Origin of the sequence: Bacillus yapensis (assembly GCF_005280205.1) — a bacterium.
GTDB lineage: Bacteria > Bacillota > Bacilli > Bacillales > Cytobacillaceae > Robertmurraya > Robertmurraya yapensis.
Genome location: NZ_SUND01000002.1, coordinates 74,499 through 91,570, shown reverse-complemented (window position 1 = coordinate 91,570; position 17,072 = coordinate 74,499). Strand labels below are relative to the sequence as shown.

The 17,072-nt window shown below is 38.0% G+C and carries 16 protein-coding genes; all 16 read right to left on the bottom strand.

From position 1 onward, the window contains the following. Position 1 precedes the first annotated feature (1 nt). The 16 genes from fliF to ylqF all read right to left on the bottom strand — a co-directional run bounded on the left by fliF (position 2) and on the right by ylqF (position 16,988). Positions 2-1,594 carry a flagellar basal-body MS-ring/collar protein FliF gene (gene fliF / locus FAR12_RS02800; protein WP_126405931.1) on the bottom strand — a complete coding sequence of 531 codons (1,593 nt, stop codon included), beginning with the start codon at positions 1,592-1,594 and terminating at the stop codon, positions 2-4. A 210-nt stretch (positions 1,595-1,804) separates the two neighbouring features. Then, positions 1,805-2,113 (bottom strand): flagellar hook-basal body complex protein FliE, encoded by a 309-nt coding sequence (gene fliE / locus FAR12_RS02795; RefSeq protein ID WP_126405929.1) that lies wholly within the window; start codon positions 2,111-2,113, stop codon positions 1,805-1,807. Positions 2,114-2,127: 14 nt separating this feature from the next. After that, complete coding sequence (gene flgC / locus FAR12_RS02790; protein ID WP_126405928.1) at positions 2,128-2,577, bottom strand: flagellar basal body rod protein FlgC; 450 nt, start codon at positions 2,575-2,577, stop codon at positions 2,128-2,130. 2 nt (positions 2,578-2,579) lie between these two features. Next, positions 2,580-2,975: a flagellar basal body rod protein FlgB gene (flgB, locus tag FAR12_RS02785; RefSeq protein WP_126405926.1), complete on the bottom strand. Its 396-nt coding sequence runs from the start codon at positions 2,973-2,975 to the stop codon at positions 2,580-2,582. Positions 2,976-3,401: 426 nt separating this feature from the next. Continuing rightward, the gene (gene codY, locus FAR12_RS02780) at positions 3,402-4,181 is read right to left on the bottom strand and encodes a GTP-sensing pleiotropic transcriptional regulator CodY (protein ID WP_126405924.1); all 780 of its coding nucleotides are present in this window, start codon (positions 4,179-4,181) and stop codon (positions 3,402-3,404) included. 81 nt (positions 4,182-4,262) lie between these two features. Continuing rightward, positions 4,263-5,669: an ATP-dependent protease ATPase subunit HslU gene (gene hslU / locus FAR12_RS02775; RefSeq protein WP_126405922.1), complete on the bottom strand. Its 1,407-nt coding sequence runs from the start codon at positions 5,667-5,669 to the stop codon at positions 4,263-4,265. Between the two features lie 13 nt (positions 5,670-5,682). Continuing rightward, positions 5,683-6,225 carry an ATP-dependent protease subunit HslV gene (gene hslV, locus FAR12_RS02770; protein ID WP_126405920.1) on the bottom strand — a complete coding sequence of 181 codons (543 nt, stop codon included), beginning with the start codon at positions 6,223-6,225 and terminating at the stop codon, positions 5,683-5,685. A gap of 25 nt (positions 6,226-6,250) precedes the next feature. Then, positions 6,251-7,153 (bottom strand): tyrosine recombinase XerC, encoded by a 903-nt coding sequence (xerC, locus tag FAR12_RS02765; protein ID WP_126405918.1) that lies wholly within the window; start codon positions 7,151-7,153, stop codon positions 6,251-6,253. A gap of 345 nt (positions 7,154-7,498) precedes the next feature. Further along, positions 7,499-9,574: a type I DNA topoisomerase gene (gene topA, locus FAR12_RS02760; RefSeq protein ID WP_126405916.1), complete on the bottom strand. Its 2,076-nt coding sequence runs from the start codon at positions 9,572-9,574 to the stop codon at positions 7,499-7,501. A 382-nt stretch (positions 9,575-9,956) separates the two neighbouring features. Beyond that, a complete protein-coding gene (gene dprA / locus FAR12_RS02755; protein ID WP_126405914.1) occupies positions 9,957-10,823 on the bottom strand; it encodes a DNA-processing protein DprA in 867 nt (288 codons plus the stop codon). 80 nt (positions 10,824-10,903) lie between these two features. Next, entirely contained in the window at positions 10,904-11,806 is a 903-nt protein-coding gene (sucD, locus tag FAR12_RS02750; protein WP_126405912.1) for a succinate--CoA ligase subunit alpha, read from the bottom strand. Between the two features lie 73 nt (positions 11,807-11,879). Further along, entirely contained in the window at positions 11,880-13,040 is a 1,161-nt protein-coding gene (sucC, locus tag FAR12_RS02745; protein ID WP_126405910.1) for an ADP-forming succinate--CoA ligase subunit beta, read from the bottom strand. A 204-nt stretch (positions 13,041-13,244) separates the two neighbouring features. Next, a complete protein-coding gene (locus FAR12_RS02740; RefSeq protein WP_126405908.1) occupies positions 13,245-13,538 on the bottom strand; it encodes an EscU/YscU/HrcU family type III secretion system export apparatus switch protein in 294 nt (97 codons plus the stop codon). Further along, positions 13,535-15,241: a hypothetical protein gene (locus FAR12_RS02735; RefSeq protein ID WP_126405906.1), complete on the bottom strand. Its 1,707-nt coding sequence runs from the start codon at positions 15,239-15,241 to the stop codon at positions 13,535-13,537. Before FAR12_RS02735 ends, FAR12_RS02740 begins: the two co-directional genes overlap by 4 nt. Before the next feature lie 10 nt (positions 15,242-15,251). Beyond that, a complete protein-coding gene (gene rnhB / locus FAR12_RS02730; RefSeq protein WP_126405904.1) occupies positions 15,252-16,022 on the bottom strand; it encodes a ribonuclease HII in 771 nt (256 codons plus the stop codon). Between the two features lie 102 nt (positions 16,023-16,124). After that, on the bottom strand, positions 16,125-16,988 hold the full coding sequence (gene ylqF / locus FAR12_RS02725; RefSeq protein WP_126405902.1) for a ribosome biogenesis GTPase YlqF: 864 nt from the start codon (positions 16,986-16,988) through the stop codon (positions 16,125-16,127). Positions 16,989-17,072: the final 84 nt, after the last annotated feature.

Genomic DNA, 17,072 nt, shown 5'->3' with positions numbered 1-17,072 from the left:
CCTAGTCTTCTGCAATCCACGTCCTTAATAACTTAGCAAAGTCTTCTGGACTATCCTTCGCCATCTTTTCAAGCTGTTTTCGTCGTAAGCTACCTTCTGTTTCTTGCTCTTCATTCACATCTGGAACTTCAAGGAGCGCAGCGCTAGCTTCTTCCATCGCCAATAATTCTTGCTCACGTTTCTTGCGAGCTCGCATGAATAAGAAGATTAATAGGATAATCACTAAAATTAATACTCCACCTAACACAAATACCCACCATGGTATGCTCGTGCTTGGTTGATTACTAAACTGTGGTTTTCCGTTAAACGGTTGAACAGAGACAACAATTTTATCCTGGATAGCCTCGTCTGTTAATTCGCCTTCGACAGCATCCTTATTGATTGTTGTTCTAACAATCGTTGCTAACATGTCTGTGATGTCATCTACTCTTTCTTGTGGAAGAGAAGTTTCGTCATCAGCCACTGGCGGTTCCACCATTACTTGAATTCCTAAATCACGAATCTTATATGGACTTTCAATAATCTCTTTACGAATCTTATTTACTTCGTTATTAATCGTTTCTTCTATTTTCTCGTAATCGCCATTTCCGTTTGAACCTGTTGCATATCCAGTTAAAGCATCGTCTGAATCTTCACCCTGAGGTACTCCTTCAGCAGCAGCTCCCTCACCAGTGAAGGTTTCAGTGATTTTCTGAGCACTGATTGCAATTCCTTCCATGTTTTCTTCGTCAACTGGCGTCACTAAGTTTTCTTCTCTGTTTTCTTGTTTGAAATCGATATCCGCAGTCACTGAAACTACTACTTTATCCTGACCCATCAATGTTCCCAGCATACTTTGAACTTGACGTTGAACATCTCTCTCAATTTCTTTCTTAACATTATTTTGAGCCGTGAAAATATCTCCTGAAGAATTTTCTCCATTTTTTAGATCAAAATACTCAAAATATTGATTGGTGATGACGATATTATCAGTAGGTAAGTTTGGTACGCTCTTTGATACAAGATTATATAGAGCAGTAATTTGCTTCTCTTCAAATTGATATCCTGGCTCTGTATTTAAGACAATTGATGCAGAGGCTTGTTCGTCTGCATCTGAAACAAATATCCCTTGAGATGGAAGGTTAATCATTACCTTCGCATCTTTAACCCCTTCGATTCCCTTGATCAGGTTAGCAAGTTCTGTTTGCATAGCATCAAGCTTCATGACATTAAACTCATTGTCAGTCATCCCAATGCCGGCATTTTGACTGAAAAACGAGTAGTCAATTCCACCAGACTTCGGTAAGCCCTCTGCTGCAAGTTCTACAATCAAACTATCCGCCTGTTCACTAGGTACACTAATTGTTGTACCGCCTTCTGTTATTTCGTATTTGATTCCTTTACTATCAAGACTTTCCTTAATTGTTCCTACTTCAGAAAGGGACAAGTCCTTGTATAGGGGAACCATATTCGTTCTCGTTGCAAAAAATATTGAGAGCGAAATAACGATTACCAATAACAGAATTGAACCGATAATGAGCGTTTTTTGTTTCTTAGAACGGCCATTCCAGTATTCTTTTATTTTTTCTATATATTTTTGAAACGCAACTGTCATTCTTATCCCCCGGCTATTCTGTCTAATTGATGGAAAAAGCAGAGCTTTTCAACAACAATGTTGTTTACCAACAAAGTTGTTCACCAACAACTCAACTGAGTTGATCTCACAATGTGTGAAGATTAATTTAAAAAACGAACGCTAATTTATAACAAAGCTAAGTCCGTTTTTTAAATTAAAGTAAACCACTATGAAACTGGTTAAACTATATTAAACTTGCATTCTCATAACTTCTTGATATGCTTCAACAACTTTATTACGAATTTCCATTGTGGCAGAAAGCGTAACGCTTGCCTTTTGACTCGCTATCATAACTTGGTGCAAATCTACATTTTCACCACGTGCTAATTTCTCAGTCATAACATCAGATTCAAGCTGTGCTTGATTAACTTTTTCAATTGATTCCTTAAGTACGGACGCAAAACTCTTTTGCGCTTCGAATGGTGTAGTAGATGAAGTTTGTGAAGTCTGATTCGTTTGAAAGACCTTTGAGACATTAGGAAACGAAATATTATTCATTTAGGGTAAACTCCTTATTTTCCAATTTCTAATGCTTTCATGAGCATACTTTTGGAAGCATTTAAAGCCGTAACGTTAGCTTCATATGATCTTGTTGCACTGATTAAATCTACCATTTCTCGTAACGGGTCAACGTTTGGCATCTGTACATAGCCATTCTCGTCGGCATCTGGATGTTCCGGGTCATATACTTCTTTAAAAGGTGTCTCGTCTTCGACAATCCGCGACACTTTTACACCATTACCCACTTCACCTTTATTCATCGCAACATTTAAGAAGGAAGAAAAGCCACCTTCGTTCGCCTGGAGTACGACAGATTTACGTCTGTATGGTACCCATTCTCCGTTCACCAATTCCGCTCGTGTGGAATCAACATTCGCCATATTTGATGAGATAACATCCATTCTTAATCTCTGTGAAGTCAATGCTGATGCAGAAGTATTAATACTATGGAAAATAGACACTGTTATTTCCCTCCTTTAATGACAGATTGAAGTGTTGAAAACTTCCCACTTATTCTTTCGATTAACGCATTGTAATAAATCTGATTACTTGCCAAATCGGCCATCTCTTTATCGAGGTCAACATTATTTCCATTATTGTTGTAAGATGTACTATTGTTTGTTGTAACGGCTATACCAGAAGATGCTTGCCCATTAAAGTCAATATGTCTTGCATCTGTACGTCTAGCTGTCATAGAAGAATCAACCGCGTTCTGTAACGCTGATTTGAAGCTTACTTCTTTTGATTTATAATTTGGCGTATCTACATTAGAAATATTTTGAGATATCACCTTTTGTTTTGTAGAAGAATAATTCAATGCATTTTCAAGAGTTGAAATCGTGTTTGAAAACAGTTTCAATTCCTCACCCCCGTTATTATATCAATACAATTGTAATCAATTTGTAGAAGATTGTAATATTTCGATGAAAAATGTAATACATAATTCATTGTAATGAATAAGAATTGATATGTCTATGCAATATTCGTTAAAAAAAATGGGATATAGGACCTGTTTTCATTAATTTTACTTAAATTTATCCAATGTCAAAATCACTATTGCTATGTTACAGAACCAATGGATATCTAAGAAAATGGCAGAATCCTGTCGAATCATCGTAGGAAAATACTCTCATTTTTACAAATATCTTAGAGATTTTGGTAGAAAAGGACAGATTATGCGTTACTTGTAATATTCGATGAACTAATCGATCCAGCAAAAAATGACAAATTCCAATAAAATGAAAAAACCCTCCATTTTCTGGAGGGTTTCATATATTAGTTACTATTAGTTATTTCTTAACTTATCTAATTCCACTAAGAACTTGTCGTTAAGTACTTTAATGTATGTTCCTTTCATTCCTAAAGAACGAGATTCAATTACACCAGCACTTTCAAGCTTACGTAGAGCATTTACGATAACAGAACGTGTGATTCCAACTCTGTCAGCAATTTTTGAAGCAACTAATAGACCTTCATGTCCACTTAGCTCTTCAAAAATATGTTCAATTGCTTCAAGCTCACTGTAAGATAATGAACTGATTGCCATTTGTACAACAGCTTTGCTACGAGCTTCTTCTTCAATTTCTTCTGCTTTTTCACGAAGAATTTCCATACCTACTACAGTAGCACCGTATTCTCCAAGAATAAGGTCATCATCATGGAATTGCTCTTGAAGTCTAGCTAAAATAAGGGTACCAAGTCTTTCCCCACCACCGATGATTGGAACGATAGTTGTAAGACCGTTTTGGAACAATTCCTTGTTTTCAACTGGGAAAGCAGTATATTCACTCTCGATATCAAGATTTGGAGATGTTTCCTTGATATTGAAAAGATTGTTTGTATACTCCTCAGGGAATTGACGATCCTCAAGCATTTGGATCATACGATCATTTTCAATCTTTTGGTTAACAGCAAAGCCTAATAGCTTTCCTCTTCTGCTTACGATGAAGATATTTGCTTCAATAACTTCACTTAGTGTTTCTGACATCTCTTTGAAATTTACTGGCTTACCTGCTGCTTTTTGTAGTAATGTGTTAATTTTTCTAGTTTTTGATAATAAATCCATTGTTCTTCCTCCTAAAAACCATTCAAATATAAGAAATCTTTTTCTACTTGTTTCTTTTACAATTATAAAGAGAGCACGTGTTTATAAAATAAACTGGCTTAAATCCTTGTTTTTCGAAATTGCTCCTAGCTTCTCTTCAACGTATTGAGGTGTAATCGCGACTTTTTCCATCGTAATATCTGGAGCTTCAAAGGATAAATCCTCTAAAAGCTTCTCTAGGATTGTATGTAGACGTCTCGCCCCAATATTATCCGTATTTTGATTCACTTCAAAAGCAACTTCTGCTATCTTACGAATAGCATCGTCAGAAAATTCAATTTGTATACCTTCTGTTTCCAATAAAGCTTGATATTGTTTGATAAGTGCATTATCAGGCTCAATCAGAATTTTAAAGAAGTCATCCACTGTGAGCTTCGTTAGTTCTACACGAATCGGAAAACGTCCTTGTAGCTCAGGAATTAAATCTGATGGCTTAGCGATATGGAACGCCCCTGCTGCCATAAATAATATATGGTCGGTTTTCACAGAACCGTATTTTGTGACAACTGTAGATCCTTCAACCACTGGGAGAATATCTCTTTGAACACCTTCTCTAGAGACATCTGCTGATGATCCACCGTGATTCTTACTTGCAATTTTATCGATTTCATCAATGAATATAATGCCTGATTGTTCTGCACGAAAGACCGCTTCTTGTGTAACCTCATCCATATCAATCAGCTTTTGAGCTTCTTCGTTTGTTAAAACGACTCTTGCTTCTTTAACGGTAAGTTTGCGCTTCTTTCGTTTTTTTGGCATTAGTCCGCTTAACGCGTCCTGCATATTCATCCCCATTTGTTCCATGCCTGAACCTTGAAGCATATCAAACATGGAAGGCTGTTGCTCTTCGACCTCAACAGTCACGATTTCGTTTTCCAAATCGCCCATCGCCAGTTTTTCTCTTACGATTTTTCGTTTTTCTTGCAAGTTATACTCATCCGAAGAGTTCGTGTCTGGCTCCTGTTGATTAGTACCTCCACCAAACAACATTTCAAGAGGATTCTTGTAGTTTGTCGTCTTCTTTGAAGATGGTGCTAGTAGTTCGACTAGGCGTCTGTTTGCATTTTCTTCTGCACGTTCTTTTACGCTTTGCATTTTTTCTTCTTTAATAAGACGTACAGAAGTTTCCACAAGATCCCGCACCATCGATTCAACATCACGACCTACATAACCAACCTCGGTAAACTTCGTTGCCTCCACCTTAACAAATGGTGCATTGACTAATTTCGCCATCCGTCTAGCAATTTCAGTTTTCCCTACTCCGGTTGGGCCAATCATTAAAATGTTCTTAGGATTAATCTCATCACGAAGCTTCTCATCCAATAAACTGCGACGATAACGATTTCTTAGAGCTACCGCAACTGCTTTTTTAGCATCCTTTTGACCAATTATGTACTGATCTAGTCGTTCAACAATTTGTCTTGGAGTTAAATTAGTCCCTTTTGCCATTTTGCATTCCTCCTTATAGCTCTTCTACGACAATATTATGGTTTGTGTAAACACATATTTCCGCAGCAATTTCAAGGGCTGCCTGGGCAATTTCTTTTGCTGATAAGTGCTCTCCTGCATAACGTTTTAGTGATCTTCCAGCAGAAAGTGCGTAATTTCCACCAGAACCTATCGCTAGAACCCCATCATCAGGCTCAATTACTTCACCAGTCCCTGATACTAAGAGGATGCTTTCTTGATTCATGACAATGAGCATCGCTTCTAATTTCCTTAAAACCTTATCGCTTCTCCATTGCTTCGCAAGCTCAACAGCTGCTCTTTGAAGGTTTCCATTGAACTCCTCCAATTTCCCTTCAAACATTTCAAAAAGTGTAAAAGCGTCAGCAACCGAACCTGCAAAACCAGCAAGTACTTTACCATTAAACAGCTTTCTAACCTTTCGTGCTGTGTGCTTCATCACTACCGCATTACCAAATGTAACCTGACCATCTCCTGCCATTGCACAATTCCCGTTATGTTGAACTGCGAATATGGTTGTGGCATGAAATTGATTCATACATTTTCCTCCTTTATTAGAGACATTACGCTCTTGGATGATGAGCCATATAAGTCTTTTTCAAATAGTCGTTTGTGACATGTGTATAAATTTGCGTGGATGATAAATTTGCATGTCCTAACAATTCTTGAACCGTCCTCATATCCGCCCCATTATTTAAAAGGTGGGTAGCGAAGGAATGTCTAAGCTTGTGAGGGTGAATTTGTCCATTCAAAGATGACTTTTCTATGATGCTATTAAGAACTGTACGTAAACCTCTTGGTGTTAAGGGCCCACCTCTAAAATTTACAAGTAAATAATCATGCTCTTTTTTATTTTTCGTAAGAATTTCTCTTCGTCCATATGATATGTATCTTTCTAGCGCTTCATGAGCAAAACTACCAAAAGGTACATAGCGGTCTTTTCTCCCTTTTCCATGCACCAATAATGTGGACAATTCCATATCGATATCTTTGAGACGAATCGAGCAACTCTCACTGACACGAATACCTGTCGCATAGAGCAATTCAAGTATCGCCCTATTTCTCTGTCCAATTGGTTCAGCTTCATCACAGGCTTCAAAAAGAGCTACCAGTTCTTCCTCATAAAAGAATTCGGGTAATCTCTTCTCAATCTTTGGAATTGAAACTTGTGCAAAAGGATTATATACTACAAGCATTTCACGTACTAAAAATTTATAAAAGCTGCGCAAACTAGAAATCTTTCGAGCAACAGACTTTCTTGCGAGTTTTTGTTCAAAAAGCTTTGTTAAATACAATCGAACGTCCTGGTATTCCACTTCGTCCCATTTTGCAATAGTTTGTTCAGACATGAACAAACTAAATTCTAGAAGATCCCCTTGATAATATTCAACTGTATAAGGAGAGTAGTTCTTTTCTATTTGCAAATACTGTAAAAACAACTTAATGCCATCACGGTTATCTGTCACTAATTTCACCTCACAGGGCATAGCTATTCAATAATAGCACAAACATTCTTGCCACGCAAGAAAATTTACAAATTTTTCACAAAGTTCTGAATTGTTTGTTGCGAACTTTAAAAATCCAATTCAATAAAGAAACTGAACTCTTTTTGAAAAATCATACCCGACTACTTATTAAATACCATTTACAAATAACTTGCAAGATGATATTGTCATTCTTTTTTATTTCTTTAAGATTATTCACAAACCGACTATTCGTAATTTAATACGAATTAAGAATAATAAAAGTTTCAAATACCAATAAATCTTTTAAGAGCGCAGACAAAAGAGTGAGCAGTTCGCTCACCCTTCTTAGCTTTGTTGCTCCTCTTTATAGTCACAATTCACGCACTGAACTTGAATTCCCTTTTTAAGTTTCTTCTCAACAAGAAGACTCTCACATTTTGGACAGCTCCGTGGTAACGGTTTATCCCAAGAAATAAAATCACATTCAGGGAACTGATCGCAACCATAAAAAATCCGACGCTTTTTACTCTTACGCTCGATAATATTTCCTTTTTCACACTTCGGACATTTCACACCAATATCTTTCACAATTGGTTTCGTATTGCGACAATCAGGGAAGTTGCTGCAAGCCATGAACTTTCCGTATCTACCCATTTTAAAGACCATTGGATGTCCGCATTGCTCACAATCTTCTCCTGCTGGCTCATCCTTGATTTCTATTTCAGCCATTTCCTGCTCGGCCTTTTTTAAGCGTATTTCAAAATCCTTGTAAAAATCATCAATGATACTAACCCATCTTGTTTTTCCATCTTCCACATTATCAAGATCCTGCTCCATTCTCGCAGTAAACTCAACATCGATGATTTCTGGGAAAAACTCCATCATGATTTCGTGAATGACCTCACCTAACTCAGTTGGAATGAAACGTTTATTGTCTAATGCCACATAGCCACGCTTCTGAATCGTATCTAATGTCGGCGCAAAGGTTGAAGGTCTACCTATTCCTAATTCCTCTAAAGTACGAACAAGTCGTGCTTCTGTGTAACGTGGAGGTGGCTGGGTAAAGTGTTGCTTCGGATCAATATCTTTTTTGAACACTTCGTCGCCTTCTCTTAAGTCAGGCAGCATATTGTTCTTTTCTTCTGTTTGGTCGTCCGTTCCTTCAACATACACCTTCATAAAACCAGGAAACTTGACTTTCGAACCAGTTGCTCGGAATACGACATCCCCATTTTGCAAATCTACACTCATCGTGTCCATAACAGCAGGAGCCATTTGGCTAGCCACGAACCGTTCCCAAATCAAACGATATAGACGTAACTGATCACGTGAGAGAAAATCCTTCATGCTAGTTGGTTCACGAAGCGTGCTTGTTGGTCGAATCGCTTCATGGGCATCTTGCGCATTTGAGTTTTTCTTTTCTTTTCTTTTTTCAGTAGGTAAATATTGTACGCCATAAGTAGATTCAATATATCCAGCAGCTTCATTTTGAGCAAGCTCTGAAATTCTTGTTGAATCCGTTCTCATGTATGTAATTAAACCGACTGTTCCTTCTTTGCCTAAGTCGATACCTTCATAAAGCTGCTGAGCCAGCATCATTGTCTTTTTCGCACGGAAATTTAATTTTCGTGCTGCCTCCTGTTGCAGAGAAGAGGTTGTGAAAGGAGCAGCTGCATTTCTCTTTCTTTCCTTTTTCGTTACAGCCGTAACCTTGTACTTATTCCCTTTTAACTGCTTCATGATGTTTTGTACTTCAGCTTCAGATGTTAATTCAATTTTTTTATTGTTAACACCATAAAAGCTTCCTTCAAAGCTTTCAGTCCCTTTTAAGAATTCTGCATCAATGGACCAGTATTCTTCCGGTACAAAGGCTTGGATTTCTTTTTCACGCTCAATAACAAGACGAACAGCAACCGATTGGACACGCCCTGCACTTAAGCCCTTTTTAACTTTCTTCCATAATAATGGGCTAATGTTATATCCTACTAAACGGTCAAGAATTCTTCTTGCTTGCTGAGCATCAACGAGATCCATATTAATCGGACGAGGATGTTTGAATGATTCTTTAATAGCATCCTTTGTTATTTCATTAAATACAACTCGACAATCAGATTGAATGTCTATATCTAAACTGTGAGCTAAATGCCAAGCTATTGCTTCCCCTTCACGATCCGGGTCAGCCGCGAGATAGATTTTCTTCGCTTTTTTTGCAGCAGTCTTTAACTCTTTTAAAACAGGGCCTTTTCCTCGGATAGTAATGTACTTCGGCTCATAATTATGTTCCACATCTACACCAGTTTGACTTTTTGGCAAGTCACGGATATGTCCCATGGATGCTTTTACTTTATATTTTTTTCCTAAATACTTCTCAATCGTTTTGGCCTTTGCAGGCGACTCAACGATTACAAGAAAATCTGACATCAATTGTCCTCCTCAAGAGGGTTTATTATATTTATTAAGGGATTCGAAAACGTTCTTTCATTTCCCCATAATTATCAACATTTCCCCTGTAAAACATACCGGGTAATTTTTTAAATATTCATTATTATTAAATATGCAATCTTCACAACTGTCAAGGACGGGAAACTTTTACTTCAACACGATTGAACGAAGATTCGTGTTCTAATTAAAAATTCTGAGGTCCTCGCACACATGCTACAATCACCATATTAAGAACAAAAATGTGGCTTTTGTCAAATATAAATACTTAATCTTTCACCTGTTGCAAAATGTATACTAGATTTAAGATAATTTCAACCTTTTTTCCAAAAATTTATTTTTTTGACGAATTTCTTTTGAATTTTTAGCAGGAATAGAATAATTCTTCTATTATATCCTCTGCTTTAAATACCAATTTTGAGCCTTGTTGAATGAGTTCATTCGTACCAATAGAATTTTCGCTAAAAATACTGCCTGGAAGGGCAAAAACCTCTCTACCTTCATGAACAGCATAATTTGCCGTTATAAGTGAACCGCTTTTCTGTTTTGCTTCAACAATAAAGGTTCCTCTCGACATCCCACTTATAATACGATTTCTCATAGGAAATTGCCATCGAGAAGGTGTCGTATTCGGAGGATATTCTGAAATGACGAGTTGATGTCTCATCATGTGCAGAGCCAAATCTTTATTTGTTTTAGGATAAATATGATAAAAACCTCCAGCAATTACGGCTATTGTCTCCCCACCAAGATCTATCGCTTTCTGGTGGGCAATCGTATCAATACCTGTTGCTAATCCACTGACGAAAAGAACATTTTTTTCAATCAATTTTGGAAAAATCGTATCTATTGCATTTTTCCCATAGTCTGTGGCCTGTCTTGAACCTACAACTGCTAGTTTAACCTCTCTTTGGAGTAATTCAATTTTGCCTTTACCGTATAGCACCCAAGGTGGCTCATATGTTTCTTTTAGAGCTTGCGGGTATTCGTCATCAAAAAATGTAATCATATGGATATTGTTTAAGTGATAATGATGGATTTGTTCTTGAATAGAAGATGAATGAAGGTCTTCAAGGAGCTTTTCTTTTATAGGGGCTTGTGTGGGAGGGATAATCTTATCTTCAAATAAAGTGTTTAATTGAGGGTCAAGCTTTAAGAGCTGGTAAATGGTTTTCCAGCTGATGCCTTTGCAATGATGCAAGGTGACAAGCCGTCTTTTAAATTCATCCATTATATTTTCCTCCTCTTTACAAATACAAGTCAGCCCCTCCGATTACGAAGGGACTAACCGTACATTAATAAAGTTATTTATTAATGTGTTTTACATTTATCATAAAGTCCTTTTTCTTTTAGAACTTTAATTAATGTTTCACCCATAACAGATGGAGTGTCTGCTACAGCAATTCCACAATCGTTCATGACACGGATCTTTTCATCAGCTGTACCTTTACCACCAGAGATAATCGCACCAGCATGACCCATGCGCTTTCCTGGAGGTGCTGTACGTCCACCGATAAAGCCTACTACAGGCTTCGTCATGTTCGCTTTTACCCACTCAGCAGCCTCTTCCTCTGCTGTACCACCGATCTCACCAATCATAATAACTGCGTAAGTTTCAGGGTCTTCGTTGAATGCTTTTAATACATCGATGAAGTTCGTTCCGTTTACCGGGTCTCCACCAATACCTACAGCTGTTGTTTGACCGATTCCAGCTTGAGTTAACTGATGAACCGCTTCGTATGTTAATGTACCAGAACGGGACACAACACCGACATGGCCCTTCGTATGAATATAACCAGGCATGATTCCGATTTTACATTCGTCAGCAGTAATAACTCCAGGACAGTTTGGTCCTACTAAACGAGTCTTCTTGCCTTCCATATAACGTTTAACTTTTACCATATCTAAAACTGGGATATGCTCTGTAATACAGATTGCAAGATCTAGCTCTGCATCAACCGCTTCAAGAATAGCATCTGCAGCAAATGGAGCTGGTACATAGATAACAGATGCAGTTGCGCCAGTAGCTTCAACCGCTTCTTTTACTGTATTAAAAACAGGTACACCTTCTACCTCCATGCCGCCTTTACCAGGAGTAGTACCCCCAACAATTTGAGTTCCATATTCTAGCATTTGTTTTGTATGAAAAAGGGCAGTAGAGCCAGTAATCCCTTGTACAATTACTTTTGTATCTTTATTAATAAATACACTCACGAGATCTTTCTCCTTTCTGATTTGCGTTTCTCAAGATTTAGATAAAAAGTTACGCGCTAAAATTAGCTGAACCTTATCCTACTAATGAAACAATTTTTTGTGCGCCATCTGCCATTGAATCAGCAGCAATGATATCAATATCGGATTCAGCAAGAATTTTCTTACCAATTTCAACATTAGTACCTTCTAAACGTACAACTAATGGTACGCTTAATCCTACTTGCTTCGCTGCTTCTACAACACCTGTAGCAATGACGTCACATTTCATGATACCGCCAAAGATATTAACAAAAATACCTTTTACGTTCTTATCAGAAAGGATGATTTTGAATGCTTCAGTTACTTTCTCAGCAGTTGCACCGCCCCCTACATCAAGGAAGTTAGCCGGATCTCCACCATAATGCTTAACGATGTCCATGGTTGCCATCGCAAGACCCGCACCATTAACCATACAACCGATGTTTCCATCTAATGAAATATAACTTAAATCGTACTTGGATGCTTCGATTTCCTTCGGATCCTCTTCTTCTAGATCACGATATGCTAAAACATCTTTCTGACGATAAAGTGCATTAGAATCAAAATTTAATTTAGCATCTAGTGCCATAACATCTCCATCACCTGTTACAACAAGTGGGTTAATTTCAGCAATAGAGCAATCTTTTTCAATATATGCTTGATATAAGCCCATCATAAATTTGACTGCTTTATTCACTAATTCCTTTGGAATATTAATATTAAAAGCAATTCTACGAGCCTGGAACGGTTGTAAGCCTACAACAGGATCAATTTCCTCTTTGAAAATTTTCTCCGGTGTTTTTTCGGCAACTTCTTCAATTTCAGTTCCGCCTTCTTCTGAAGCCATCAAAACTACACGAGAAGTGGCACGGTCAAGTACTAATCCTACGTAGTATTCTTTTTTAATATCGCAGCCTTCTTCAATTAATAAGCGTTTTACTTCTTTCCCCTCTGGACCTGTTTGGTGAGTAACAAGTGTTTTGCCTAAAATTTCACTAGCGTATGTACGAACCTCGTCTAGGCTCTTCGCAACTTTTACACCACCAGCTTTTCCACGTCCCCCAGCATGAATTTGTGCTTTAACAACACAAACCTCAGTGCCTAATTCCTTTGCTGCCTCAACAGCTTCTTCAACGGTGAAAGCCACTTTTCCGTTAGGAACGGATACCCCAAATGACTTCAGGATTTCCTTACCTTGGTACTCGTGAATATTCATTTCCCATCCTCCTTATTGTTGTAAAAGGGTTCCATAATACATATATTTCTACTACTTTATATAAGCAAATAGAAGCAAACTCCTTTTACTCTTGCTTGATAAATAATAGACTGCGCTTTCATTTTATAATTCTAAAAATAAGTTGTCTACCATTATGCCAAAAATAATAATATTCTTTTATTTCAGCATAATGAAAAAGTAGATTCATAATTTCTTATGACCTACTTCTTTGTTGGTTCTATAGATAAATGCGAACACCTCTGCCACGGCTTGATATAATTCCTCAGGAATCGTTTCGTTGATGTTCAGTTTCCCTAATAATTCAACTAATGAGGCATCTTCTTGAATAGGTACATCATGGCCTACAGCCTTTTCAAGGATATTGTCTGCAACCAGCCCTGTTCCTTTTGCTAACACTCTAGGTGCCTCATCTTGCCCAGAATCGTATCCTAGAGCAATCGCTTCTTTTCGTATATGCCGCTCTTCCTGCTCCCTCATATTTTAATATCCACCCCACTATATGAACTAGATTGATAGATTCGATTTGGAACCTTTTTCAGCTGTTTCTCCCTTTGTTCATCTGTCGAAAGGAAATGAATATTGCTAAGCTTAAAGCCTTGTTTTTCAAGATTATCTTTTAAGTCCTTGATAAAAGGCTGAGATATAGACTTAATATCTTTTACATCATTAATAATGGTAATATTCAAGATTTTATTTTGGATCTGCATGTCCACAATAACCTCATGCATGTATTCCAAATCTAAATAAAAAAGTACTCGGCAATAATCTGGATCAATCTGACCATTTTCCTTCTTGCGACCATTCCATTGCACCGTTAATTCCGTTGTTTTATTCCAAAAAGATAGAGGTATTTGCATCACATATTGTTGAACGAGCCCAGAATCCTGTGATAAAAGCTGTATGCCAGTTATTTTGTTCAGCAGCTGTTCTGCTACCTCTTTAACAGAAGGCTGAACATCGTCACCGATTACTTGGAGCAACATGGCTTTTAAAGCATCTATTTTTTGAAGTTCCTGCTGTTCTCCACCCTTAAATCCTTGGGCTAAGCTATGCTCATAATCGAGTCCGAGTTTGCTAACGAGACTTTTGAATTGGTCTGAAATTGTTTTGCTATCCTCCCAATTCATTCGCGGAGCTTCACCGATTATTTTATTTAGAAGAGTTGTTTCTTGCTCAGATAAGTTCGCCTGATTCATCTTCAGATCCATTCCAGCATCATGAACAACGGAAGAGACTTGTGCCTTGTTCGATAACAAAGAGTGTGTACCAGTGGCATTTTCTAGTTCAGTAGAAAGAGCATGCTTAACAAGCACATCCTGATTATTTTGCAGTGCTCGAGCTAATCGTTCGCTCGCATTTTGAGATAATGATGAATTTGAATTTTGCAGTAAGCGTGCACCTAACTCTTGCAACAGTTGCCCTTCTGGTTTCCGTTCAACTATGGATAACTTTTGGAGAACACTGAGTGCAGTTTGAGAATCTGCGTTCCCATTTGGATTTAACCAAACTCGCATCAGGTCACTAACGATTTTTCCGTTTGCTTTCTCCTGTCCTGTCATGATGAGTTCATTTAATACTGAGAGTAGCTGTTGGCCATTTCTCGTTAATACTCCCTCACTCAAGCGCGTCTGTAGAGTCTCCATGAGGTTGTGCATCGGTTCATTTTTAATATTTGAAAGTATGCCTGCTAAAACATTTTTAGTCAAAGGGAGATTTCTTGTCACCATTTCCTTTAACGCGGCTAATCCATCTTTAAGCTCATGGTTATCTGCTAGCAAACTTGAAGCTCCTTGGATCGATGCTTTTGTAATCGGTAACTGTTCCTTTAGAAAAAAGTTAACCGTCTCCTGGTTTTCTTTTGTTAATGGAAGGTTAAATTGCTTTAATAAACCAGTTGCTACCGGAGCTTGAGAATGGCTTCCGGTGTCAGCCATAGGTAACACTTTTAAGTGGACCTTTCCTTCCCCAGGTTGAACCTGAAACCAATATCTTGCATCTGCCGACAAGGGAACCTCAAGCTTCACAATCATTTTTTGATTTCCAATCTGGACCTCTGCCGTTTGCTGTGGAAATAGCTTCAAGACTTTTCCGTGAAAAATTTGCCCAGGTTGAAAGCTACGATTTGTGTTTTGAGGGGTTATATTCTGCTTTTGTAATGACTGTATGAAGCTTGCAAACATTCGTATCCTCTCATTTCAGCATGCTTTTTATCGGTTCAAAGCTTTTTCTGTGATAGGGAGTAATGCCATGTTGCTCAAGTCCCAACAAATGGTCTTTCGTTCCATAGCCCATATTTTTCGAAAAATGATAGTATGGATATTCCTGGTCGATTTCCTTCATCATGCGGTCTCTTGTAATCTTGGCTATGACTGAAGCAGCAGCAATCGAGATACTTTTTCCATCTCCTTTTATGATCGACTCAGTTGGAAATGGGGTTTGTAAGGGCATTGCATCAATCAATAAGAAATCAGGCTTAATGGATAATTGTTGGATGGCGGAAAGCATTGCTTTTTTTGTAGCCTCGTAAATATTGATGGCATCAATTTCTTCTGCTTCAATCATGCCAATTCCGATAGAAACAGCCTGCTCTCTTATATATTCGTAAAATTCGTCACGTTTCGCTTCAGTTAGCTTCTTAGAGTCATCAAGCCCTAATAGCTTAAAGCCCTCTGGTAGGATGACACACGCCGCGACAACGGGTCCTGCAAGTGGTCCTCTACCCACTTCATCAATTCCTCCGATGAAGCGATAGCCTTGTTTGTGAAGGTCGCGCTCATAACTAGACATCTGTAGAAATTTTTCTTCAGCTTGTTGCTTTTGGTTATAGCGGTTATGCCATTTGTTTAGTAATTGCTGAGATCCCTTGCGGCCATCCATTTTAACCTCTTCTAAAAATGGATCATCAATTAATTGAATTGATTTAAGTCTTTCTTCTATTTCTTTTATCGTGTATGAACTCAAGGTGAACTGCCTCACTCTCTAAAAACTACTTAATAAATGTATCGGTTATTTTAGAAAAAAGTAAAGACCTTCCTCATTAACTAAGAAGGTCTTTCCATTTATTTATTCGTTCGATTCCGTCTCATTTGGTTTTTCAAATGACAATGGACCGAATTGCTCTGAACGGATATCACGAATCACAAGTTCAGTCACTTTATCATAATTGATTTCTCCACCGCTCATGAGCGCACCCCGACGCTTGCCGATTTCATTAAATAACTCAACAACGTCCTCAGGGATTACATCCAGGCTATAACGTTCCTTTAAACGCTGTGGATATTCCCTCTCTAAAAAGCGCAATCCGTAAATACAGACGTCTTGGAGGTTTAGAATAGTATCTTTAATCGCACCTGTTAAAGCGAGCTTTGAACCAACCTCTTGGTCCTCAAATTTCGGCCAAAGAATTCCTGGTGTATCCAGTAATTCGAGTTCTTTGCCAACCTTTATCCATTGCTGCGCTTTTGTCACACCAGGCGTATTACCTGTTCTAGCGATATTCTTTTTAGCTAACCGATTAATTAAAGTCGATTTCCCGACATTCGGTATCCCCACAATCATCGCTCTAATCGCTCTTGGCTTAACGCCTTTTGCTTCCATTCGATCGAATTTTTCTTTGAGGATCGATTTTGCAGCAATAACGATATCTTTCATTCCAGCTCCAGCATGGGAATTTATCGCCAAAGATTTAATTCCTTGCTCATCAAGAAAACGAATCCATTCCTTTGTTACTTCCTTATCAGCCATATCCGCTTTATTCAGAAGTACCAAACGTGGTTTATGCTGAATGATCTCATCGATCATTGGATTTCGGGAGGAATATGGTATTCTCGCGTCCACTAATTCAAAAATAATATCAACTAGCTTCAGCTTTTCTGTCACCTGTCGGCGTGCTTTTGCCATATGTCCAGGAAACCATTGTATCGTCATGACTACACCCCCTTTTAAGTATGTTTGTTAATGGCTATTTTCGTAAAGATGTTGTTAAAATCCTACTACCGATTTTAACGTAGA

Coding starts and splice junctions, on each gene's coding strand:
- fliF (WP_126405931.1), bottom strand. CDS start 1,594: ATGACAGTTGCGTTTCAAAAATATATAGAAAAAATAAAAGAATACTGG.
- fliE (WP_126405929.1), bottom strand. CDS start 2,113: ATGAATAATATTTCGTTTCCTAATGTCTCAAAGGTCTTTCAAACGAAT.
- topA (WP_126405916.1), bottom strand. CDS start 9,574: ATGTCAGATTTTCTTGTAATCGTTGAGTCGCCTGCAAAGGCCAAAACG.
- FAR12_RS02740 (WP_126405908.1), bottom strand. CDS start 13,538: ATGAGGGAGCAGGAAGAGCGGCATATACGAAAAGAAGCGATTGCTCTA.
- hslU (WP_126405922.1), bottom strand. CDS start 5,669: ATGGCAAAAGGGACTAATTTAACTCCAAGACAAATTGTTGAACGACTA.
- codY (WP_126405924.1), bottom strand. CDS start 4,181: ATGGATTTATTATCAAAAACTAGAAAAATTAACACATTACTACAAAAA.
- dprA (WP_126405914.1), bottom strand. CDS start 10,823: ATGGATGAATTTAAAAGACGGCTTGTCACCTTGCATCATTGCAAAGGC.
- hslV (WP_126405920.1), bottom strand. CDS start 6,225: ATGAATCAATTTCATGCCACAACCATATTCGCAGTTCAACATAACGGG.
- sucC (WP_126405910.1), bottom strand. CDS start 13,040: ATGAATATTCACGAGTACCAAGGTAAGGAAATCCTGAAGTCATTTGGG.
- FAR12_RS02735 (WP_126405906.1), bottom strand. CDS start 15,241: ATGTTTGCAAGCTTCATACAGTCATTACAAAAGCAGAATATAACCCCT.
- ylqF (WP_126405902.1), bottom strand. CDS start 16,988: ATGACGATACAATGGTTTCCTGGACATATGGCAAAAGCACGCCGACAG.